The sequence below is a fragment of the Ignavibacteriales bacterium genome (assembly GCA_026390595.1).
Classification (GTDB): domain Bacteria; phylum Bacteroidota; class Ignavibacteria; order UBA10030; family UBA10030; genus UBA9647.
In genome coordinates, this window is the sequence record JAPLFQ010000025.1 from 14277 (window position 1) to 35349 (window position 21073).

Here is a 21073-nt window from a genome sequence, read left to right on the forward strand (position 1 = left end):
ATCATTGGGGTGACGGTCACTTCTCCACCGAGATGGCTTCTGGGACGATAATTATACATTAACTGATTCATTATTGAAAAGGTGCGCGTTGGAAAAACCCTCGATTTCCATCCTTGCCGTCGATGACGAAGAGACCATCCTACAGCCTTTGAAAAAAGTCCTTGAGATTGAAGGCTACTACGTGAATACGGCTGCGGATGGCCGCATCGCGATTACCATGCTGCAAACCCTTCCGTTTGACCTAGTGCTTCTCGATGTCATGATGCCCAATCTCGGAGGCGTTGAGGTGCTGAAGTTCATCAAGGACCAGCATCTTGATACAGAGGTAATCATGCTCACCGCCGTTCATGAAGTCAAGACTGCGGTGGAATGCATGAAGCTCGGTGCGTACTACTACATTACGAAACCATACAATACCGACGACCTTCTTGCTCTGATCGAAAGAGCAATTGAGCGGAAGCGGCTGGTGATACAGAACAAAGGGTTGAAGCGGCAGATTGCTCTCAGTGTGTTACCCACAAGCATGGTGGGACAAAACAAGTCCTTTCTCAAGATGATGCATCTCGCTTCTCGTGTCGCATCGACTGATTCCACTGTTCTCATTCAGGGAGCAAGTGGCACAGGCAAAGAACTCGTTGCTGAGTTCATCCACGTCAACAGTCCGCGAAAAGACCAGGCATTTCTTGCGGTCAACTGTTCTTCAATTCCCGAGTCATTGCTCGAGAGTGAGCTCTTCGGTCACGAAAAAGGGTCATTTACCGATGCATCAAACAAGAAACAGGGATTGGTCGAGATAGCCGATGGAGGGACTCTCTTTCTGGATGAGGTTGCGGAGATGCCGCTGTCGATTCAACCGAAGCTTCTCCGCTTCCTGCAGACAGGCGAGTTTCGACGTGTGGGAGGGAACGTGAATTTGAAATCGGACGTCCGGCTCGTTTCGGCAACCAATCGCGACCTTCGCCAGGAGGCCACGGAACGAAGGTTTCGGGAAGACCTGCTCTTCCGCCTGAATGTCATTACTCTGCAGGTGCCGTCGCTCTGTGAGCGTAAGGATGACATTCCCGCGTTAGTCGATCATTTCCTCGGATTTCATGCGGGAGCCCGGCAGCCGAAGCGAGTCGAAGAACGAGCGCTGGAAATCTTGATGAAATATGATTGGCCGGGCAACGTGCGTGAGCTGGGAAACGTGATCGAGCGTGCCGTGATACTATCGCAGGATGACGTAATTTGTTTTGACGATCTGGCCATGCCGCTGCGTTCTGCCTCAGCAGGGGAGCCGGTTCCGAGTCTCAGTTCGACGGGACCGCGAGCGGGATCAGCGATCTCTCTGCTCGATATTCAGAAAGTGCACGTGGAGGCTGTGCTGGTTTCGGTGAACTGGGACAAGGAACTTGCCGCTAAGATCCTGGGTATTCGTATCAATACGCTCTATGGCAAAATACGGTCCTACCGCCTCAAGAAGCCGAAGTAGAAGTCTGTCCCACATGTAAGAAGTCCGTCTTCTCGCCGAGTTTAACCTCAGCAAGAAGACGGACTTCTACACGGGACGGACTTCTCCCCGTCTTTTTCTGCCAACTCTTTTCCGAGCAGAAAGCGCTGCTTATTCCTACCTTCTGGCAGCGATGAAGTACCTTCCCGACAACTACTACCATATCTACAATCGTGGAAACGACGGTCATCGGATATTCCTCGAACCGGAGAACTACGCGTTCTTCCTTCGGCGCTTACGCAAGTATTGTGACCGACCTCCCGCACAACTTGTTGCCTACGCTCTCATGCCCAATCACTACCATGCAATCGTATTACTCGATGGTACTTCAGACTTTTCGAATGTCTTGAGAGCGTTCACCACATCATATGTCCGGGCATTCAACACGTGGCATGGTCGAGTCGGGTATCTCTACCAGGGCAATACAAAGGCGAAGTTGATTGATAGCGATGAGTATCTGATTCATCTTTGTCGCTATATCCACCTCAACCCTGTCAGGGCTCACCTGGCGGATTGTCCTGAGCAATGGAAATATTCGGATTATCGTGAGTGGATCTCAGACTCTACTCCTAGCAAGAAGAGATGTGTGAAGGTGAGATCGATGAATTTTGAATCTGGCCCGCAGTATCAGGCCTTTGTGATGGACTATGCAGCTGAGGAGAGGATGAGGGCCGAAATCGAGGGGAGGCTGTTTGACGAGTCCAGGTAGAAGTCCGTCCCACAAGTAAGAAGTCCGTCTTCTCACCGAGTTTGTGCGTAGTAAGAAGACGGACTTCTACATCTGACGGACTTCTACATTTGACGGACTTCTCTCAGGCGATTCACAACTTATCAGCCATAACCTTCTCGATTGCCTCCTGAAGTTCCAGCCGCGAGACGGGTTTCGTGAGCACGGCCGCAGCGCCGCTGAGAGTCATCGCTTCCTTGCTGGCAGTCGAATCCTTACCTGTGATCACAAATACGGGGATGTCTTTTGTTGTCTCATCTTGTCTCAAGAGGTTCAGGAATTCGAACCCGTTCATTTCAGGCATGGAGTAATCGGTGAGAATGATACGCGGATGGCACCGCTTCGCGAGTTCAAGGGCTTCCTTTCCGTCGCACGCCTGGAGGATTTGCGATCCGGGGAATTGGCGTTTGAGATACCGTGAATGCAGCGCGCGTATCCCTTCGTCGTCATCAACAACTAATACGCTTTGCACGACATTCTCAATCATTTTTGGAAATCGAACGAGAAATGTTGTGCCTGTACCGACTTCGCTTTCCACTGTGATCGAGCCTGAGTGTTTCTTCACGATCTCATGGACAACGGACAGGCCGAGCCCGGTTCCCTCTTCGCCAGCCAATCCCTTCCGTGTGTATTTCTCTTCGATCTTGAACAACTTCTTGAAATCGTCCTTTGGGATGCCCGCTCCCGTATCTTTTACGGCGAGCAGCCACTGGTCATCGCTCGATTCATTCAAATCGATGCTGATAACGCCCCCCGCGGGTGTGAACTTCAGTGCGTTGCTGATCAGATTGCTGAACACCTGCATGATCATCATTTCGTCCCCTCTCGTCTTCATCTGAGGTGGAAGTGTCGATCGCAGGGTAATATCTTTCTTCTTTGCCGTTCCCAGATGGGAAGTGACGCTGATGGCGACGACGGCGGAAAGGTCGACATCTTTGGCTTCGAATTTGATCCGCCCGGTTTCGAGGCGTGACCAGTCGAGCAGCTTATTCAACAGCTCCAGCTGTTTCTTCGCGGAGTTTTCTATGTGGCCGAGAAATTCCTTGCGTTCGACATCGGACAGGAACTCGCCTTCGTTTTGCAGAATCTCGCAGAAGCCGAGAATGCTCGTAAACGGCGACCGTAGATCGTGCGAGAGGATCGAGAACAAGCGATCTTTCTGAGCGTTCAACTCCGCAAGAGTCTCCTGTGATGTCTTGAGAGCGGCGAGGTGCTCCTGCACCCGGGTTTCGAGGGCTCTTCGTTCCGTGATGTCCTCAAGAATGCCTTCAAACGCCACGACAACTCCCGCTGAGTCCTTGACGGCGCGTGAATGTTCCAACACAATCATAACAGTGCCGTCCCTTCGCTTGAGAGTGAGCTCAACGTTTGAACAGGACCCTTGCTCGGTAAGCTTCGCAGAATGGGCGTTTCGCAAGTCGGGATTGACATACAAATCAGCGAGGTTCAACGAGGCAAGTTCTTCGAGAGTGTCATACCCCAACATCATGAGAAGGGCTGAGTTTGCCGAGATGAGTTTGCCATCGACGGTACTCTGGAATATCCCCTGCACTGCATTGTTAAAGAGGTCGTGATATTTCCGCTCGCTTTCCTCAAGTGCCTTTTCCGCTTCTTTGCGATCGGTGATATCCCGGCTGATACCCACGAGGCCGATGACATTACCGTGAGCGTCTCTCATCGGCACCTTGGTGACCGAAAAGCAGGTCGGACGTCCTGACCGATCAACCAGGCGTTCTTCCTTCTCGAGGAAAGCGTTTCCAGAGCGGATCACCATCTGATCGTCCTCGAACATCCGTTCCGCCACATCGCGTGTGCGAAAATCAAAATCTGACTTGCCGACTACATCTGATTGTGAATGTGTGCCAAGGCCCTTGATATGTGCTTGATTGTTGATGATGAATCGGCTTTCGGAATCTTTCGCGAAGATGCGGTCAGGTAAGTTATCAATGACTGTGCGCAGCAATCCACGTTCGCGTTCCAGTTCCTGTTCCATCTGCTTTCGCTCTGTAATGTCATGAAAGATGCTGAGGTTATACGCTTCACCGTCGTGTCCTTCGATGAAAGAATTCGAGGTCTCGACATCTACGGTCGCTCCGCTAGCCAGGTTGACCTGACGGTTCATCAATGGCTCCACGCTTCTCTCATTGAATCTCTTGCAATAGCTCTCGAGTGAGCGCGAGCGGTCGGTCAACTGGTTGTACACGACCGTAAACAGCTTCCCGACGAGTTCGCCACGCTGCATCCCTACGAATCGGCAGTATGCATCGTTTACCGCCACGATCACGCCTTCCGAGTCTGTGACCCTCATGGCATCGGAGAAGTTTGTCCAGATTGATTCCATGAGCATCTGGAAATTGGGTCCGCTATGCAGATCCAAAGCCACTTGCTTCTCTTCTGGATTGGAGCGCCCCGATTGAGGTCGGAGGTAGGGAAGAACGTTGGAAGCGTAGATTGCCGTTGTCATGATCGTGCTCCTCTGTGTGGTCAGGCACAGAGAGCGCAAATGAAGTACCAAGAGAAACCGGCATATTTCAAGCGAAATGAGGCATGACGGCCCATCTGAAGATGTAGAAGTTACAATATCGAACTCCTCGGTTGTTTCAAACAGAGCAATGAGTCAAGGAAGATTCTCAGAAGCTTTGGCGCTCCAAAATCCATGCCGCTGACACGTGTACACGGCCTCTCACCCCCACCTCGTCATCGATTGTGCGATTGTAAATATTTCAGCGATTTGACTTCCCCGTTGTTCTTCTGCCTCGCGTCATGATTGTCTGCTTACCCGCTGTCATCCCGCCACTTGCAGAGGCCGGGCTTCTCCGCAGTTGCGGCCAGATGAGTCTGGCACTCACAATGCACTTCTCGCTGCAGCAAATCAAACAGCAAGATGGAGAAGACAATGTTCGGACGCTCAAGACATGGAAATCGATTCACAGCGGTGATTGCTCTATTACTGGCCCTCCAGATTCATGCTGCTCTCGCAGGCAACACACTGATCCCGAAAAGAACTTCGAACAATGTCATCTCGGTTGAGCTTACAAGCACCGATGCCATTGCGGGTTTCCAATTCTCGATCAATACCCGAGGTGGTGCCATGCTGCAGGCATACGAAGGAACTGACCGGTCCATCGCGGCAGGAATGGAATTCTATCAATACCTCAAGAACGATTCGACACTCAATGTTGTGATTCTGGCTCCGTATCGTTCGTCGTTGCCGACAGGTGAAGGCGCCGTCGGAAAAGTGTCTTTCACGCTCAGGACATTTTCAACGGCGGACACGGTTCGAGTGTTCTTGACTGGAGTGGTAATCTGCGATGCAAATGCCAAATATCTTGAGGTCTCTGCCGGGATGCTGGCCTGGAATAGGCAGGAAAGCAACGAAGTGAAACTCGCGACATTCGCACTCGAACAGAACTATCCGAACCCCTTCAATCCATCTACAACGATTTCCTACAAACTGGACACACCAGCAAATGTGCGACTGGTAATCTACGATGTCGCCGGGCGTTTGATCAACACACTTGTAAGCGAATACCAAACTGAGGGCCGGTATGCCGTGCAGTGGAATGCCGGCGCTGTCCGCGGCCCAATGCTTGCTTCGGGAATGTATTTTGCCCGATTGCAGGTCGATGGCCTGGTTGCGACGAAGAAGATGATTCTGGCCAAGTGAATTTGGAAGGATACCCCCTATGTCTATCCCGTGGAAACAAATTCGGTCGATTGTTCCTGATCATCCAACACCGGTGGCACTCGAAAGCATCTGTTCGGAATTGTCGCACACCGGACGGTTGTATCTGAGCAGAATAGCATCTGTGATTGATCAGGTCGCGCCGTCACCCGGACGGATTGTCCACCTGCACACGACGAAGCTGGCCATGCGGCTGAGCGGACTGCAGCCCGTGGTTTTCTCGGCCATTGACGCCACCACGTATTTGCAGGTTGCACAGGTGAATTTGGCGATGACGTCTGCGGCAGCGCTGTCCTTTGTAGAATATGTGGCACACAGCTTCCCATTCACGATTTCGGAAATCAGAACGCGGAAAGGGATGCCATTCCACAATCCCAATGATCATCGGCCGCATCGTGACTTCCCCGCATTGATAGGAGAGCAGGGCTATGCGCATTCGTTCGTCGAGAACCACTCGAGCGACGCCCTCTTCTCGATCACTTCAAAAATGCAATTCAGGGGCTCGTCCGCAGATCAGAACTTTCCTGCCTCGGCGTACGAGTTACAGAGAGATCTCAACCAATTTCTTTTCTTCCACAATAACTTCAGATTTGTGCCGTGGTTGGAAGGAAAGACACCTATACAGAAGCTCAAGACATTCAGGAACTTCCAGAACGTTCATTCATTCGGTCCGCCGGATGGATCTGCGGGCAAGCTGGCCCCTATCGCCATGAGATCGTCCGAATTCGTGGATGGTTGATACTGTCCTGATATTAACTCTAGAAAAGGCTACATTGAGACTGTTACCAAGGAGAATCACATGAATCCCATTCTTGTCATCGACGACGAAGAAATGTACCGAAGCATGATCAGCAGCGTTTTGCGCCAGTCCGGATATACTGTTTTGGAGGCGGGCGATGGTGAAAAGGGGCTCGAGATCGTGCAAAATCAACCGGTCGAACTCATTATTTCCGATGTGATGATGGACAATCTCGACGGATTCGGGTTCATCGAAAGAGTCCGGATGGATCCCGCCAACGCTACGATCCCCTTTATCTTCGTGACGGGACTTTCCGACAAGCAGACGATGCGAAAAGGTATGTCTCTCGGTGCTGATGACTTTCTTGTGAAGCCCTTCACGGGTGATGAGCTTCTGGCCGCTGTCGATTCGCGCTTGTCGAAGCGTAAGGAAAATACAGACGAGGCCGAGAGGAAGCTCTCGCAACTCCGGTCGAGCATCAGGCTTGCAATGCCTCACGAAATTCGGACTCCGCTCGCGAGCATCATCGGTTTCGCAGAGATCATTCGTGATGACGGGGACAAGCTCTCAGGAACCGAAATCGTTGAGTGTGGCAAGTTGCTGTACAAGTCGGGAAAAAGGCTGCAGAGGTTGCTGGAGAATTTCGTGATGTTTACGCAGATCGAAGTCATCGGCGCTGACGAGGAGAAGTTGGCATTCTTGAAATCCTCGCAGCTCCAGGAGACCGCGATGCTCATCCGTTGTACCAGTCGGAAAAAGGCAGAGCAGAACTGGCGCGTGGATGATCTTGAGCTCGACTTGTCGGAGAGCCAGGTGGCCGTCTCAGGAATGCACTTTGAGAAGATATTCGACGAACTGGTCGACAACGCTTTCAAATTTTCGCCTGCCGGGAGCAAAGTATCGGTCACGACGTCTGTCAAAGGGGACGATTTTGTTCTGAAAGTGAAGGACCGTGGACGTGGAATGACCGCCGACCAAATCACGAACCTGGGCGCGTATGTTCAATTTGACAGACCGGCGTACGAGCAGCAAGGATCCGGGTTGGGTCTCACAATCGCCAAGCGCCTTGTTGAGCTTTATGGGGGTCGGATGGAATTTGAAAATACATCTGGACAGGGGCTGAGCGTTGAAGTGCATCTGCCGGTTGCCGGTTCGCAGTAGTGGAGAAGACGAAGTTGCACAGCAGTGAGAGGCGAGGATCCTTAACCTGAGGCAGCTGGAAACAAGACAGACTCAACTCAGCACTATGCATGAAGTTGTAAAAGGATTCCAGCACAGAATTAACAATCCGTTGGCAACTATTTCTCTCACTCTCTGTGGCGCGAAGCGGTCCTTAGCTGGCAATCCCTCCATCCTCGGGCAATTAAGCTGTATTGAGATGTCAGCGAAGCGTATCGAGCAGGCCATGATGGATTTCTCTGAGGCAGAGAACTATGAGGTTGAGCGCGTTGGGCACGTTATTGGAAACGTTGCCAGTCCTCTTTCTCTTGAGCATTCCGCCCGATGGAACTGCACGAATGGATAATGTGAAGGCGAGAAAGTGAGTTTTAGTCGGGCTCTGGTTCTTCGGCACTGCTATCGAGACCGAGATGCTTTCTCGCTGAGACTGCCCGTCGAAAGCCAACCAAATGCTACGGATATTCTGCCCGCGAGTACTTTCGGAGTTGTTTGTCCTTGAGAAATCCCGCGTAGCCAACCGTATCCTTCCCTGGTTTTGCAGAATTGCTCCGATCCGTCTCGACGTGATGATTAGGGCAGACGATGCCGTTATCATCAGCTGCTGGAATGAAGGGATTGCGAGTCGAGAAAAATGTCCTTACCATTTACTAACACGAGCCTATACCAGCGGATACGAGCTGGTATAAAATCTTACCATGCATCGAGGTTTTTTGGATTCTTGGTGAGATGGGGGAGATTAGAATCGTGGAAAATGAAGTAATTTGAACGACCCCGTAGCTCAGTTGGATAGAGCAACAGCCTTTTCGAAAATGGCCCACGAACGCTGTTTGTGAGTGGCTGCCATTTTCAGAATCCCGACGATTTGAGTCGGGACTAAGCGTCGAAGAAGATAGGCGGTAGTTGACCCCGTAGCTCAGTTGGATAGAGCAACAGCCTTCTAAGCTGTAGGTCGCGCGTTTGAGTCGCGCCGGGGTCGCAAGGAATTGTCGATTGCCGATTTTCGATTGTCGATTGAGAAACGGCACGGTTTGTATGAGCACTGTCGAATGCCGATTGTCGATTGTGGTTTCGTCGCGGTCGGCATGACTATTGATAGGCAGTGGCCATCGCGCTGCTTGCTGTGTTTCTCTGTGGACACTCGAGCGCCGGACTGCACACGGGCTCCAGGAGCTCCATCGGCGCCCCCCAGAAGCATGAAGTGTTGGCAAGCCGCGTCGTCCGACCGGGAGTCACATACTACTACCTTGCTCCCGCAAGCGGTCCCTGGAGAATCTATGTTCTCGAGATCGACCTCAAACACGCCGAGCTTGAAATTACAGCGTCGAGGGCATTCGACCGGCTTTTTGGCCGAGAAAAAACCACGTCGATCGCGCGTCGGCACGAAACGCCGGACCGGACAGTGGTTGCTGCGCTGAATGCTGATTTCTTCAGTCTGACAACCGGCGAGAACGAGAACAACTGTGTCATCGAGAAAGAGTTCGTCAAAGGGACGAAGATGACCGGGTCTCCGAACGATATCTTCGACAACATCCATTCTCAGTTCGCTCTTACCGTCGACCGCAAGCCACTGCTTGAGAGGTTCCAATTTTCCGGCAAAGCATTCATCGGGCAGAAAGCTGCCATCGATTTGTTCGGTGTCAATGACGCGCCGAAATCAAACACGGTTGTGCTCTTCAACCGCTATTTTGGACCCTCGACGCCAACCGACACCGTGAAAATGGCTATCAACGAGGTAAGCCTGCACGCCTTCAAGAGAAGGATGGATACTGTCTATGCGTTCGTGACAGGAAAGTCGACCTCAGGAAGTTCTGCTCTCGGGACTGAGACGCTCGTGCTTTCCGGATATAACCTCTCTCCCCAACATGGGATGACAACCGCAAGCGTCGGTGATACAGTGAAACTCTGGCTGGGCACCAACCTGAACACCGGTATTCCGGGAACGCTTGTCGGCGGCTGGCCGAGAATCGTCCTCAACGGGAAAAACATCGGGGGGATGACCGATTCCATCGAAGGTACTTTTCCTTCCTTCTCATCCCAAAGAAACCCGCGAAGCGGCGTTGGCTTTTCAAGGGACAGCACAACCGTCTATTTCTTTGCCGTGGACGGCCGACAAACAACAAGCGTAGGCATGACGCTGTACGAATTTGCCGATATCATGATTGCGCAGGGGGTTTATCAGGGCTTGAATCTTGATGGCGGAGGATCGACGACCTTCGTCCTTGAAGGGGCGATAATGAACGTCCCCTCCGATGCGACCGGCGAACGCCCTGTTGGCAACTGTCTTCTTCTTACCGCGCCAGGACAGGTGACCTCAGCTATCAGGAACCAGGACTTGCCGGCAGCGTTTTCGCTCTCGCAGAACTTCCCAAACCCGTTCAATCCCGCCACAGCTATCAGCTATCAGCTATTAGCTATTAGCTCTGTAACGCTTGAAGTGTATGACGTTTTGGGGAGAGAAGTCATTACCCTGGTCGATGGGGTTCAGGCACCTGGAAGCCACTCGGTGAGGTGGGATGGCCGAGACGGCAGGGGTGAGGCGGTTTCGACGGGAGTTTATCTTTACCAGCTCCGTGCCGGAGGTTCGGCGATGACCAAGAAGATGGTCTTGTTGCAATAGGTGCTTGATCTTCGTTCCGGCCGGTACGATGTTGGAACAAATGCAGGCAACCTGCCAAATAGTTGTTCTTCGGTTTGAGAGTAGGGATGGGGTATGAAAAAAGACATCGACAATTCAGAGAACTTCTACGCTTCACTCCCGCCGGTCGAACACTTCGATGAACTCACCGATTCCAGGAACTATCGGCCGTTACCGGACAACTGGTGCCTTGCCATAGCGGACGTCGTGAATTCTACCGGTGCCATCGCTGCCGGCGAATACAAGGCGGTGAACACAGTCGGCGTCTCTGTCATCGCAGCCATCACGAACGCTCTGAAACCTCTCGACCTCCCCTATGTGTTCGGAGGGGACGGTGCACTCGTTTGCCTGCCGCTCTCAGCCTCCGGGACAGCCGCGAAAGCCCTCGCAGCGACGGCGGCAATGGCCCTACAGAGTTTCGCACTCGAGCTTCGCGCCGCTCTTGTCCCAGCCTCGTTTCTACGCGAGCATGGTCAGCAGCTCCTCGTTGCCCGTCAACGGGTTTCGGCGCATTATGACCAGTGCGCATTCTTTGGGGGCGGTGCCCACTATGCTGAAGAACTACTGAAACTCGGGGAACTTCCTGATGAGTACGTCGTCAGTCCCGACGCAAATGCTGAGGCGGATTTCTCCGGTCTTGAGTGCCGCTGGAACGAGATCAAGAGTCCTGAAGAGGAAACTATAGCTGTCATCGTGCGGGCGAATGCCCCACTCGAACAAACCCTGCGTGTCTACAAGCGAGCGCTCATGAAAATCACCGAAATCTATGGAGATGCCAACGCCTGCAGACCCATCACGAAAGACCGCCTGAATGTTTCGCTTTCGGCTTTCATACTCAGACACGAAGCGCGTGTCAGGACGTGGAACCTGGACGTCACGCAAAAATTCCGTTACGGGATTCGTCAGCGACTACAGGTTGTTTTTGGATGGTTGTTCTTCTTGGCAGGCGTACGAACCGGCCGGACGCAGTGGATCAGGTACAAAGAGGATCTGGTCTGGAACACAGATTTCAGAAAATTCGATGGATATCTTCGTCTGGTTCTTGCAGGGAACAGTGCGAAACGGAAAGCGTTGGAGGAGTATCTCGATGGGCTCAGGCGGGCCGGCGAAGTGTCGTACGGTATCCACGTGTCGACGTCGGCCATCATGACATGTCTTGTGAGACAACGGCAGTATTCACACGTTCATTTCGTGGATGCCTCGGGGGGCGGATACGCGACCGCAGCCAAATGGATGAAAGAGAACGGATGAAGCTTCAGAGTTCGTGAACATGCCCAGGTTTCAATTGACTCCCTGGCCCTGATTGACTGGTGACCTATGCAGCGAAATTGGTCGCAGGCAGTTTCGCTGTCGAGAATTGAAAAACGAAGCCATCTTCCTCGACCTCCATTTCCTGATCAAGGGAGAAATACCGGCAGTCGTTGTAGTGGCACTCAGCGTCGTCCGTCCAAACATGCCGGCAATCAGGACACCGGTCAATTTCATTTCCAAAGACCAGCGTATGCGGTTTGAGTGTGTTATTGTTCATGATTCCTTCCTCCAGAATGAGCACTCTGGCTTGGCGGTGCTTCCGATGTAGACACTCCCTGTTTCTATTGACCCACAACCGCGAACGCGAGCTTTGCCGTCAAATTGGAAATCTGAAGCCGGCAAAGCCTTGGCTTCGTCGTCTTGAGATGTGCGATGGCAATCGTTTTGTTCGATCTGACCGTATCGGAGAAGATCGTGGCATTTGACACATCACTGACAGAAATAATCGCCTGCCCGGACGAATAGCTGGTGGATGAAAGAGTGACAACCAGTGAATCTGAAAGAAAGCTAAGATTACTATTACTGTTGTCGGAATACCCTCTGGCATCGATACTGAAAGTGAAGCTATTCGTAGTATTCGTGATCACTGGTGAATGGAGGATATCAATCGCGATCGATGAACCCGATTGGTCCGTACACGAGCTCAGGCATAGAATCAAAACGAAAGCTAAAGAGAAGTAACCTTTCATCGTCCGCTCCCTCTGTTGCACCGCTGGTGATTCCAGCTCACATCTGACGTAACCGCCAACGAAACCGTGTACAGATCCCCTCCGCAGACCGTTGATGTCCACGCGAGCGAAAGGGACCAGCAAGATCCCGCTTCACCGGATGAAGCAATACCACATGGCGGTTGTCATGACCCCCTCAACAACTCCCTGGATTGCCTTCTTCACGACCGATAGTGAAGCGACCCTCTTGTCGGACGCATCGTAGATATCCGAGCCGCGCACACTCATCATTTTCCTGTCTTGAAGGTCGAAGAGAGTATCCCCCCGGAGCGTACCAACTCGTTGATTGGCATTGTCAAAGAGACTTTCCCCCATTGACTTTGCAATGAGATGAAAGTTTGAATCGTAAAGTCCTGAACCAGACATTTGATAGTGACTCATTTGAAGTCCTGTATCCTTTCGGTGTATTCAAGCATGATATACCCGCCAAAGCCGACAAGGTTGTGAGGATTGCCTTGATCTGCGTGCTGAAGAGCAAATCAATGATTCTGTTGTTTTTCCCCGTTGTCACGGTCGGGACGTTCCTTTTTCCCGGAATACTTGGGATCGCGGCTGTCGCGAATCACCGGTTGATCCTTTTTCCCCTTGTATGCTTTGTATTCTGCTCTATGACTCTCATTGTATCGATAAGGCTTGTCTTCGTTGATTACCACTTTATATGAGCGGTATGGATCATAGGTTGCGTAGCCGGGCGGCAGCGACGCGCCATATCTCCAATAAGACCCGTCCCAATAGATATACTGTCGTTCGGCAACAGAGTAGTAGCAGTCTATATCCGGAAAGTAATAGTAATCCGCGCGATCGTACCCTGTCGGTCCCCAAAGAGGCTGGTCGATGATGTTGACGCTGACAGTTCCATACATGAGTCCCATGCCAGCACAACCCAGGGTGGAGATCGCAATTCCCGCAAATATCGCAGCACAAAGCAAAAAGAAACCGAGCTTAGATTTGTTCATACCAGAATGTCCTTTCATGACGCCTGACGAACTCATGTCCAACTGTGGTGCTTTCTTTTCCAGCCGGGATCTGTAGAGACAACCGGAGGGAAAAGAGAGGGCTGGGTCATCGTCTGTCTTGAACTGTACCCTCTATGAGTTACCAAAGAGATTAGTGAAACGTAATAGCACAAAGGGATGGAAAGGGGATTAATCCCGAACGCGGGCATGATCGCAGGCCTTCATCAGTTTAGGCCCCGGAGTGCTGCGGAACGCTGGTCACTGTTCCTTAAAAGGGGACGGACCGTCGAATTCCCGGCAGGAACGGAAGGAATCTGACGGATGAAGGGAGCCTAACGCGTTGAACGAAGAAGAGAAATCTGGGGAGTTCGGATGGGCAGCCCGAAACTCAGGCTTTTGTATGGTGTTTGAACTTGGGGCCTTTGAAATAGTAGTGGAGAAATATCCCCAGATAAGCAACGCCGAAGAGGTAGCCGCCGATAACATCTGTGGCCCAATGAGCGCCAAGATAAATCCGGGAGATTGAGACACTGAGGACTAAGAAGGCGGAAAAGAGGCCAACGCAAATTCTCCAAAACGAAGTAATGGTCTTGTCGACGATCATTACCGCTATGAGAAAACCAAACAGCACGACATAATGAACAACATGTCCACTGGGGAAACCGCTCTCGGTAAAAGGCGCAAGCACCCTGGCAACTTCCAATGATGGCCGCGGGCGATCGATCACTATCTTCACCAACACATTGCATAGATCCGGGATGATGACAGAGAGAGTGAACGCAGCCTCTCGCTTCCGATTGGTGAGAAAGAAGAGCAATGCAGGTACAAAGATCGAAAGAAATACACCGGCAGCATCGCCAAAAATGCTGATGAATCTCATCAAGAGCGTCGGATCCCAGCTCCTTCGTTTCTGTATCGCCCGTGTAATCTCGAGATCGAATGATGAAGCCGGATTCAGTACAACAAAAACCGTCAGCCCAATGATACTGATCACGATGAAGGCATACAGAGCCAGCAAACGCTTATTCAACAGAGTTCCCCTTCTTGTTGGGAACTAACACATTGATCGCCCCTGGAATGACAGTAATATGAAAAGAACTCTGGTTCAACATCTCGCCATCGCATTGGACTGTCTGTTTTGGGCTTGAGGAAACCCTGATATCTCTCCCTTGCCAGTGCGCTACCAACTCCACATTGTGCGGACGTTCCCGCTTGAGCAGCGTTACTGCCATCAGCTTCAACAGACCTAGATTTGCTTTGCGGACAACAACGACATCCAGAAATCCATCACTGACATCAATATGCTTGTCGTACGATATCCTGCTGAATCCAAGATTTCCCGTGTTCGATATCAAGCATGTGAAGCCCTTCACTTTGTGTTCTTGTCCGTCGATTACCAGGTGATAGATGGCTCTCTTGGACTTTCTAAAAGCCGCTGCTGCTGACAGAAAATAGGAGAAGATGCCCATCCTGTTCTTGCTCTCACGGTTCGCCCCCTTGACCAGGTCCGCCCCAAATCCAAAGCTCATTGCTGTGATAAAATAGCGCGTATCGAACTGTCCAACATCAATAGCTCTCATTGTCTGCGGAACCTGACTGATGAGGGCGCAGGCTTCTCTAAGATCAGCGGGTATGCCAAGTTCCGTGGCCATGACATTGGCAGACCCGCCGGGCAGAATAATCAACGGAATTTCTGATCCAATGAGGCCGCTAACCGCTTCCATCAGCGTGCCGTCACCGCCGTACACGGCGAGGGCATCCATTCGTTCGCTGATGGCAGCCTTCGCAAACCGGATCGCATCCCCCGCTTCGTGGGTAATTGATGCATGCCACTTGATACCAGCCTCTTTCATGGACGCATTGATGGTAGGCAACATGGACTCGTCTTTTCCGGCGGCTGGATTGATGATGACGCGGATGTTTCTTATTGTTTTTTCCATCGCGATTCTCGTTTCTGCCAGTATCGTTCAAAGGCTTTGATCTGCCTTCGGATATACCAGCGTCTTGGATCGGCTATCTTTCGGGCGGTGGTCAACAGGTCGGTCGCCTGTTCGACGGTATGCCCCATGCTGATAAGGATGGCGGCTGCCATTGCAACGCTTCGCCGTTTCCCCTCCATGCAGAATACCAGCACCTTGCCCTTGTCCTGGATGATTGGCAATGCGGCCTCGACTCCCACGAGCAGTTTTTTGACCGTGATGGGAGTAAGAAACGTATCATAGGTTTTGACCCACAAAGTCTTGAAGGGGGGACGTGTATAAATCTCGTCAGGCGGCAGTTGACCAATCATGGAGATGATCAGGTTGAAACTGAGCACCTTCAATTCGTCGGCATGTTCCTTCCCGACTCTGGAACCCACGTAGAGATAGTCGGTAATCCTCGATATGTCTATCATCTTGTTTGAATGTTATTTTACTGCCGCTACAGGGGACGTTTTTTCTTCGGATTGTCACTGTAATTGCTCTTTCTCAAAGCTGGAACAGTCCCCTCTGTGCGGTTGCTTGTGTGAGTGGGAGAGGGGATGGAAGGGGTGTGTGCCTTACTTTTTGCAGCTTGCCGGTCAAGAGCACACACCCCTCTCTCGCCCCACGAGCCAACGCTCGAGAGGGGACGCTAAACTCGTTGGATAGTAATTGCCAATGATCGTTCTCAAAGTGTGGGCAACCCCGCTGTAGCACTTATTTCGAATACCTCCTCGCGCCCCTTCAAGTATAGAATGCAACCGCGAGAGCGCAAAGAACCGCAAAGAAAACATCTCGATAGAAATCATTTCAAAAACTCTCTTGTCGTCTCTTTGCGGTCTTGCCTGCCCCGAAGCTCTTTTTCGGGGGCGGTTAGATACAACCGCGACGGGCGCAAAGCAAAATGGGGAGAACCGGTTGGATTAATTCCCCGAATGTTGTCCGTGAAGATGGATGCGTTACATGAACAAGGTAACGAGATCGATGACCAAATGACAACGAACAGCGGGGGAGATCCTCTCTATTAAGGATTAACCCTCTTTTCGTCCTTTCGGGCGATTACGATTCAAAGCAATCATCGGTATGTTCTAATACATTGTGCTGTGTGTTTTGTCCATAGTTGTGTTGTTGCCTTTGCTCCTCCGTGATCAGACAGAATGACAAATGATCGCGAAGACCTTTATTTTGAAGCCAGCAAGACATAGAACGGATCCGCCGCACGATCGTGATACATAGGAATGTATGAACCTGGAACGTGGCAGCAGAAAGCATCTGTGTACCGGTAGGTTACGAAACCTTCGCGGGCCGCCCCGTCTGATCCGTGTGGAATGGATCGCAGGGGCTATTCTCTTCCTGTTCTTTAGCCGTGCGCCGGGCGCTTTGGCTCAGGTGGACACCATGCACGCCTTCTACCCGCTCGGGAAGGGAAACGCCTGGGTATACCGTGACTTTTCGTACTTCGCGAGCGAAGCAGCAGACACTATATCCGCTTCGATCCTCGGTGATACAACGTTCCAGGGAAGATCGTATGCGGTCACGCACAGGCTTTCGCACCGCTATCAGAGTTCGGCACTGACCTTCGAACGAATTGACTCAAGCGGTGATGTCTATAGGTTCGATACCTACTATGGGACTCCGCAGCTCTGGTATCGATTGAGTGATATTTCGCGAACAGTCTGGCAGCGTGGAACCATGAACGTGCGATTCGATTCATCAACATACCGGATGGTGCTTGGCAGGCGAGCCCATGTCCTCTTTGTCAATTTCTACAGTCCAGTAGACAGTGCATTTGCGCATTCAACGATTCAGGAACAACTGGCCGAGGGCATTGGACTTATTGGTGCCTTGTGGCCTGAGGGGTCCTCGCGGAGTCTTCTCGGCGCCAAAATAAATGGCATCAGTTATCCAGGAGAACCGCCGGCACTCATCTCCCCGGCTGACAGTGCAATCAACGTCTCTGCTAGTCCGATGCTCCGATGGATTCCAACTGTGGGAGCAACTTACTATGTCGTCCAGGTCTCCCCATACACTTCGTCGTTTATGACGTTTGTATTCGATGACACAACCTCGGCCAGCTCTCAAGTCGTAGGCCCTTTGAATTACGGGACCAAATATTACTGGCATGTTTCCGCAGTCTCCAACGGCGTTCGGGGGGCGTGGTCGCAGGCGAGGCAATTTACGGTGGGTCAAACAAGTTCGGTTGAACCAGCAGACAATTCGATACCAGCACAATTCGGATTGGGTCAGAATTACCCCAACCCCTTTAATCCAACGACGGCGATCAGCTATCGGCTGTCAGCCGTCGGATTGGTGACACTGAAAGTATTTGACGTTCTCGGCAAAGAGGTTTCCACACTCGTGAATGAAATAGGCCAACCGGGTGTCTACAAAGTGCAGTGGGATGGTTCTGGGATGCCCAGCGGAATCTACTTCTACCGACTGCAAGCTGGAGATGCCTCGACAGGCTCAGCACGAGGGTTGTTGGAGGCGAAGAAAATGATCTTGCTCAGGTGAGTTTGCCACGCCATGCTGAATAAACGTAGGCTGTCACCGCTTTCGCAGCAACACAGGTGTTATCATATGAAACTGTCGATATCAATCGTAACTCTCTTTACGATCTGTGTTCTGATCAGCGCACAAACGCAGGCGCAGGTTAATCACAAACCCGTCTTCGTTTCTCATCGTCCGGTATTCGCAGACACAAGATTCCTACCGATCAGATTCTCTGTCAGCGCCTATGACCCTGACGGTGATGGTCTTACCTTCACTTGGAAGCAAAACAGCTCTATCGTTCAGTCTGGAAGTGACAGCTCTTATCTTCTCTTGTCCGCCCCAGACCCACACGGCTCGGCAGTTACCATCATCTGTGTCTTTTCAGATCCCGGTGGCTTAAGTGATTCGACGTACTGGAGGCTCCTCCCACCCGACTTAGTCTCTGACCAGCACGTCATACCGAGTCAACTTGAGCTTGCTCAGAACTACCCCAATCCATTCAACCCGAGCACAACAATCAGCTACTCGGTTCCAAGGAGCACGATGGTTTTAGTCAGGATATTCAACGCCCTTGGCCAAGAAGTTGCGCTGCTCGTCAATGACCTGAAGGAAGCTGGCACTTATCAACTGCGGTGGAATGCTTCCAACGTCCGAAGCGGCACATACTTCTATCGACTGCAGGTCGAGGAATTCGTGCAAACTAAGAAAATGCTCCTGCTCAGATAGAAGTTCTGACCAGGCTTGGCTAGATGTCATTCGTGACCGTTTTCGATTCAGCGATCATCATTAGTTCTCATCGGCTCAAACTTGTTTGTGGATATTTATTCTGTGGAGGTCTTCCCTTAAACGAACGGCTGATATACAGAGAGGATGTTGGTTATAAAATGAGTAGACGAATCGTCCTGCTTGTCGCTAGTTGCTTCTTGTGGCAAGGTCCAAGAGCCGTTTCTCAGATTCAGTGGACATGGCTGAATCCATCCGTGCCCACGCTGACCTATGCCGGCGTTGCGTGTATCGACTCATCGACAATCATTGTTGTGGGTGCTGCCGGGACTATTCTCCGGTCAACAGATTCGGGAGAATCCTGGAAGACGACAAACACATCGACGTTGTACGGTCTCTCGTCGGTCTCGTTCTCTGATTCCCGACATGGAGCGGCAGTTGGGAGTTCGGGGACCATTTTGCTCACTACAAACGGAGGAATTGATTGGACTCTGCGGGCAAGCGGCACCACCCTACTGCTACGCAGTGTGGCTTTCGCGGACTCCCTTAATGGCCTTATCGTCGGCGGATCATTGTTTGAGGGGGTGATCCTGAGGACAACTGACGGCGGTGTGAGCTGGGCGAAGACCACCGGGCGCGCTCCAGGTGATCAAATTAACGCTGTCAGTTTCACTAGCCCAGGGGTTGCTCTCCTTGTGACGCAGACAGGATTAGTTTACCGGTCGACCGATGGTGGGAACAGTTGGCAAATTCTTGTTATGAACGAGCGGGGGCAACCCCTCTTTGCGATCTCTTGTCTAAGGAACGGACACGCCGTGGCAGCAGGGTATGGTGTCATGTGTACTGCTGATTCCGGAAATACATGGAAACTTCAGACCTTGAACGCGGGCTTGCCAAGGTCAGGAGTTTGCATTACAAACTCGGGCTTCGGATTTGTTGTTGGCTCAGGAGTCAGGGCTGGCCTGGTCCAGAGGACGACCGACTTTGGGGCAACATGGACAGATAGTCCACTCGCGTTGGACCGGACTTTTGCTTCGGTGTCCATTTGGGGGACGAATATTGCATTCATCGTAGGTGAGGCCGGAATAATTGTCCGAACGACGGATGGTGGAACGACATGGAAGAACCTCCAGATAAACCTCACATCTCAAAATTTTACGTGTGTCAACGCCTTTGATTCAGACTCCGCGGTGGCCTTGGGAATGGGTGGAGGGATTCTCAGAACCAACGACGGTGGAAAAACCTGGAAGTCCTGCGTGAGTGGTACGTCGAAAGCAATTCGATCTGTCTCTTTTTGGGGGAAGAGACTCGGAACGGCTGTGGGGGATGGAGGAACGATTCTGCAAACCTTGGACGCTGGTCAATCCTGGTATGCTCAATCGAGTAACACCACTGCGACGCTCGTCGATGTTTGCCGAACCAGTGACCGCAGAGCCTACGCTGTCGGATCGGGCGGCACGATCATATGCACGACTGATAGCGGGACCACTTGGTTGCCGCAATCGAGCGGCATCACCGATTTCCTCAACGCTGTTTCCTTTTTCGATGACTCGCACGGCATTGCCGTCGGCGGAAATGGCCCCCTCGGCGGGGGCGCTATTGTCCTGCGAACTACGAATGGCGGCGCCGTCTGGACTCGAGCTCCCGGGTCCCCGGGAGTAGTGCATGTGTTAGTAGATGTTGTTTTCGTGGACTCAAACACAGTCGTTGCTGTAGGATACTACAATGCAACGATGTACTCTTCGGACATCCTTCGCTCTTCAGACGGGGGCTATAGCTGGCAATTCGTCGCAGGTTTCTCGTTTAGTCAGACGTTTGAACGTTTGTCTTTTCCTGACCACACCACTGGCTATGCCGTAGCAACAGGGGGAGTGCTGAGCACCAGTGATGGAGGAAGGAGCTGGACCAAATCACTTGACGGCATTGGGCAGAGTCCGCATGCGATCTCCTTCTATGATGCGCAAAACGGGCTCCTCGTTGGAAGTGGTGGATTGATTATTCGGGCATCGAACGGAAGTATCACCAATATTGATGCTCCCCGTCTCTCTCTTCCAAAGGAGTTCGTTCTCTATCAGAACTATCCAAACCCGTTCAACCCGTCAACAGCAGTAAGCTTTCAGGTGTCAGCGATCAGTCATGTGACTCTCAGGCTGTTCGATATTGTCGGGAGAGAAGTTGCGACCCTGGTGAATGAAACGCTGAGCGCGGGATCATACAAAACAACATGGAATGCGTCGCCATATCCGAGCGGCATCTACTTCTATCGATTGCAATCAGGAGATTGTGTGGAGACGAAGAAGATGATTTTGCTCAGGTGAGTTCGGCGGATGCCGCGGTGTGCCTAAAAGTTGTGTGCCATTGCCGGGCAAAATCTGGAGGATTCACTATGCACAGATACGGCGAACCTTCTCGCGGGCCGAAGGCAGAGAATGGAAGGACTTCGGCGA

At 51.8% G+C, this 21073-nt stretch carries 18 protein-coding genes and 1 tRNA gene; 11 read left to right on the plus strand and 8 right to left on the minus strand.

The window, feature by feature from the left end:
- Positions 1-88: 88 nt before the first annotated feature.
- Together NTU47_14035 and NTU47_14040 are read left to right on the plus strand one after the other, a co-directional pair.
- Positions 89-1471, plus strand: a complete 1383-nt coding sequence (locus tag NTU47_14035; protein ID MCX6134928.1) for a sigma-54 dependent transcriptional regulator — start codon at positions 89-91, stop codon at positions 1469-1471.
- Between the two features lie 151 nt (positions 1472-1622).
- The gene (locus NTU47_14040) at positions 1623-2198 is read left to right on the plus strand and encodes a transposase (GenBank protein MCX6134929.1); all 576 of its coding nucleotides are present in this window, start codon (positions 1623-1625) and stop codon (positions 2196-2198) included.
- Between the two features lie 112 nt (positions 2199-2310).
- Here the strand turns inward: NTU47_14040 and NTU47_14045 are convergent, their stop codons facing one another.
- Positions 2311-4680, minus strand: a complete 2370-nt coding sequence (locus NTU47_14045) for a PAS domain S-box protein (GenBank protein MCX6134930.1) — start codon at positions 4678-4680, stop codon at positions 2311-2313.
- A 432-nt stretch (positions 4681-5112) separates the two neighbouring features.
- Between NTU47_14045 and NTU47_14050 the strand changes: the two genes are divergently transcribed.
- The 3 genes from NTU47_14050 to NTU47_14060 are packed head-to-tail and all read left to right on the plus strand — an operon-like array spanning position 5113 to position 7801.
- Positions 5113-5883: a T9SS type A sorting domain-containing protein gene (locus NTU47_14050; GenBank protein MCX6134931.1), complete on the plus strand. Its 771-nt coding sequence runs from the start codon at positions 5113-5115 to the stop codon at positions 5881-5883.
- Between the two features lie 19 nt (positions 5884-5902).
- The gene (locus tag NTU47_14055; protein MCX6134932.1) at positions 5903-6640 is read left to right on the plus strand and encodes a hypothetical protein; all 738 of its coding nucleotides are present in this window, start codon (positions 5903-5905) and stop codon (positions 6638-6640) included.
- A gap of 60 nt (positions 6641-6700) precedes the next feature.
- The gene (locus tag NTU47_14060; protein ID MCX6134933.1) at positions 6701-7801 is read left to right on the plus strand and encodes a hybrid sensor histidine kinase/response regulator; all 1101 of its coding nucleotides are present in this window, start codon (positions 6701-6703) and stop codon (positions 7799-7801) included.
- Positions 7802-8271: 470 nt separating this feature from the next.
- On the opposite strand, the gene NTU47_14065 is transcribed toward NTU47_14060, so the two are convergent.
- Positions 8272-8463 carry a hypothetical protein gene (locus tag NTU47_14065; GenBank protein MCX6134934.1) on the minus strand — a complete coding sequence of 64 codons (192 nt, stop codon included), beginning with the start codon at positions 8461-8463 and terminating at the stop codon, positions 8272-8274.
- 258 nt (positions 8464-8721) lie between these two features.
- Between NTU47_14065 and NTU47_14070 the strand changes: the two genes are divergently transcribed.
- From NTU47_14070 to NTU47_14080, 3 genes are all read left to right on the plus strand, one after another.
- Positions 8722-8795 (plus strand) — tRNA-Arg (locus NTU47_14070).
- Between the two features lie 123 nt (positions 8796-8918).
- The gene (locus tag NTU47_14075) at positions 8919-10436 is read left to right on the plus strand and encodes a phosphodiester glycosidase family protein (protein MCX6134935.1); all 1518 of its coding nucleotides are present in this window, start codon (positions 8919-8921) and stop codon (positions 10434-10436) included.
- Between the two features lie 93 nt (positions 10437-10529).
- Positions 10530-11705, plus strand: a complete 1176-nt coding sequence (locus NTU47_14080; GenBank protein MCX6134936.1) for a DUF3095 domain-containing protein — start codon at positions 10530-10532, stop codon at positions 11703-11705.
- 64 nt (positions 11706-11769) lie between these two features.
- On the opposite strand, the gene NTU47_14085 is transcribed toward NTU47_14080, so the two are convergent.
- The 6 genes from NTU47_14085 to NTU47_14110 all read right to left on the minus strand — a co-directional run bounded on the left by NTU47_14085 (position 11770) and on the right by NTU47_14110 (position 15844).
- Positions 11770-11982 (minus strand): hypothetical protein, encoded by a 213-nt coding sequence (locus NTU47_14085; protein ID MCX6134937.1) that lies wholly within the window; start codon positions 11980-11982, stop codon positions 11770-11772.
- Positions 11983-12586: 604 nt separating this feature from the next.
- Entirely contained in the window at positions 12587-12874 is a 288-nt protein-coding gene (locus tag NTU47_14090) for a hypothetical protein (protein MCX6134938.1), read from the minus strand.
- Between the two features lie 98 nt (positions 12875-12972).
- Positions 12973-13449: a hypothetical protein gene (locus tag NTU47_14095; protein ID MCX6134939.1), complete on the minus strand. Its 477-nt coding sequence runs from the start codon at positions 13447-13449 to the stop codon at positions 12973-12975.
- Between the two features lie 388 nt (positions 13450-13837).
- Positions 13838-14479, minus strand: coding sequence for a phosphatase PAP2 family protein (locus tag NTU47_14100; GenBank protein MCX6134940.1), 642 nt, complete (start codon positions 14477-14479; stop codon positions 13838-13840).
- Positions 14472-15389 (minus strand): diacylglycerol kinase family lipid kinase, encoded by a 918-nt coding sequence (locus NTU47_14105; GenBank protein ID MCX6134941.1) that lies wholly within the window; start codon positions 15387-15389, stop codon positions 14472-14474. The genes NTU47_14100 and NTU47_14105 overlap by 8 nt, the downstream gene beginning before the upstream one ends.
- Positions 15374-15844, minus strand: a complete 471-nt coding sequence (locus NTU47_14110; protein ID MCX6134942.1) for a dual specificity protein phosphatase — start codon at positions 15842-15844, stop codon at positions 15374-15376. The genes NTU47_14105 and NTU47_14110 overlap by 16 nt, the downstream gene beginning before the upstream one ends.
- 808 nt (positions 15845-16652) lie before the next feature.
- Between NTU47_14110 and NTU47_14115 the strand changes: the two genes are divergently transcribed.
- The 3 genes from NTU47_14115 to NTU47_14125 all read left to right on the plus strand — a co-directional run bounded on the left by NTU47_14115 (position 16653) and on the right by NTU47_14125 (position 20944).
- On the plus strand, positions 16653-17924 hold the full coding sequence (locus NTU47_14115) for a T9SS type A sorting domain-containing protein (protein ID MCX6134943.1): 1272 nt from the start codon (positions 16653-16655) through the stop codon (positions 17922-17924).
- Positions 17925-17990: 66 nt separating this feature from the next.
- Complete coding sequence (locus tag NTU47_14120) at positions 17991-18629, plus strand: T9SS type A sorting domain-containing protein (protein MCX6134944.1); 639 nt, start codon at positions 17991-17993, stop codon at positions 18627-18629.
- 158 nt (positions 18630-18787) lie between these two features.
- A complete protein-coding gene (locus NTU47_14125; GenBank protein ID MCX6134945.1) occupies positions 18788-20944 on the plus strand; it encodes a YCF48-related protein in 2157 nt (718 codons plus the stop codon).
- The last annotated feature ends 129 nt before the right edge of the window (positions 20945-21073 follow it).

Coding starts and splice junctions, on each gene's coding strand:
- NTU47_14040 (MCX6134929.1), top strand. CDS start 1,623: ATGAAGTACCTTCCCGACAACTACTACCATATCTACAATCGTGGAAAC.
- NTU47_14045 (MCX6134930.1), bottom strand. CDS start 4,680: ATGACAACGGCAATCTACGCTTCCAACGTTCTTCCCTACCTCCGACCT.
- NTU47_14050 (MCX6134931.1), top strand. CDS start 5,113: ATGTTCGGACGCTCAAGACATGGAAATCGATTCACAGCGGTGATTGCT.
- NTU47_14055 (MCX6134932.1), top strand. CDS start 5,903: ATGTCTATCCCGTGGAAACAAATTCGGTCGATTGTTCCTGATCATCCA.
- NTU47_14060 (MCX6134933.1), top strand. CDS start 6,701: ATGAATCCCATTCTTGTCATCGACGACGAAGAAATGTACCGAAGCATG.
- NTU47_14065 (MCX6134934.1), bottom strand. CDS start 8,463: ATGGTAAGGACATTTTTCTCGACTCGCAATCCCTTCATTCCAGCAGCT.
- NTU47_14080 (MCX6134936.1), top strand. CDS start 10,530: ATGAAAAAAGACATCGACAATTCAGAGAACTTCTACGCTTCACTCCCG.
- NTU47_14085 (MCX6134937.1), bottom strand. CDS start 11,982: ATGAACAATAACACACTCAAACCGCATACGCTGGTCTTTGGAAATGAA.
- NTU47_14090 (MCX6134938.1), bottom strand. CDS start 12,874: ATGAGTCACTATCAAATGTCTGGTTCAGGACTTTACGATTCAAACTTT.
- NTU47_14095 (MCX6134939.1), bottom strand. CDS start 13,449: ATGAACAAATCTAAGCTCGGTTTCTTTTTGCTTTGTGCTGCGATATTT.
- NTU47_14105 (MCX6134941.1), bottom strand. CDS start 15,389: ATGGAAAAAACAATAAGAAACATCCGCGTCATCATCAATCCAGCCGCC.
- NTU47_14110 (MCX6134942.1), bottom strand. CDS start 15,844: ATGATAGACATATCGAGGATTACCGACTATCTCTACGTGGGTTCCAGA.
- NTU47_14115 (MCX6134943.1), top strand. CDS start 16,653: ATGAACCTGGAACGTGGCAGCAGAAAGCATCTGTGTACCGGTAGGTTA.
- NTU47_14120 (MCX6134944.1), top strand. CDS start 17,991: ATGAAACTGTCGATATCAATCGTAACTCTCTTTACGATCTGTGTTCTG.
- NTU47_14125 (MCX6134945.1), top strand. CDS start 18,788: ATGAGTAGACGAATCGTCCTGCTTGTCGCTAGTTGCTTCTTGTGGCAA.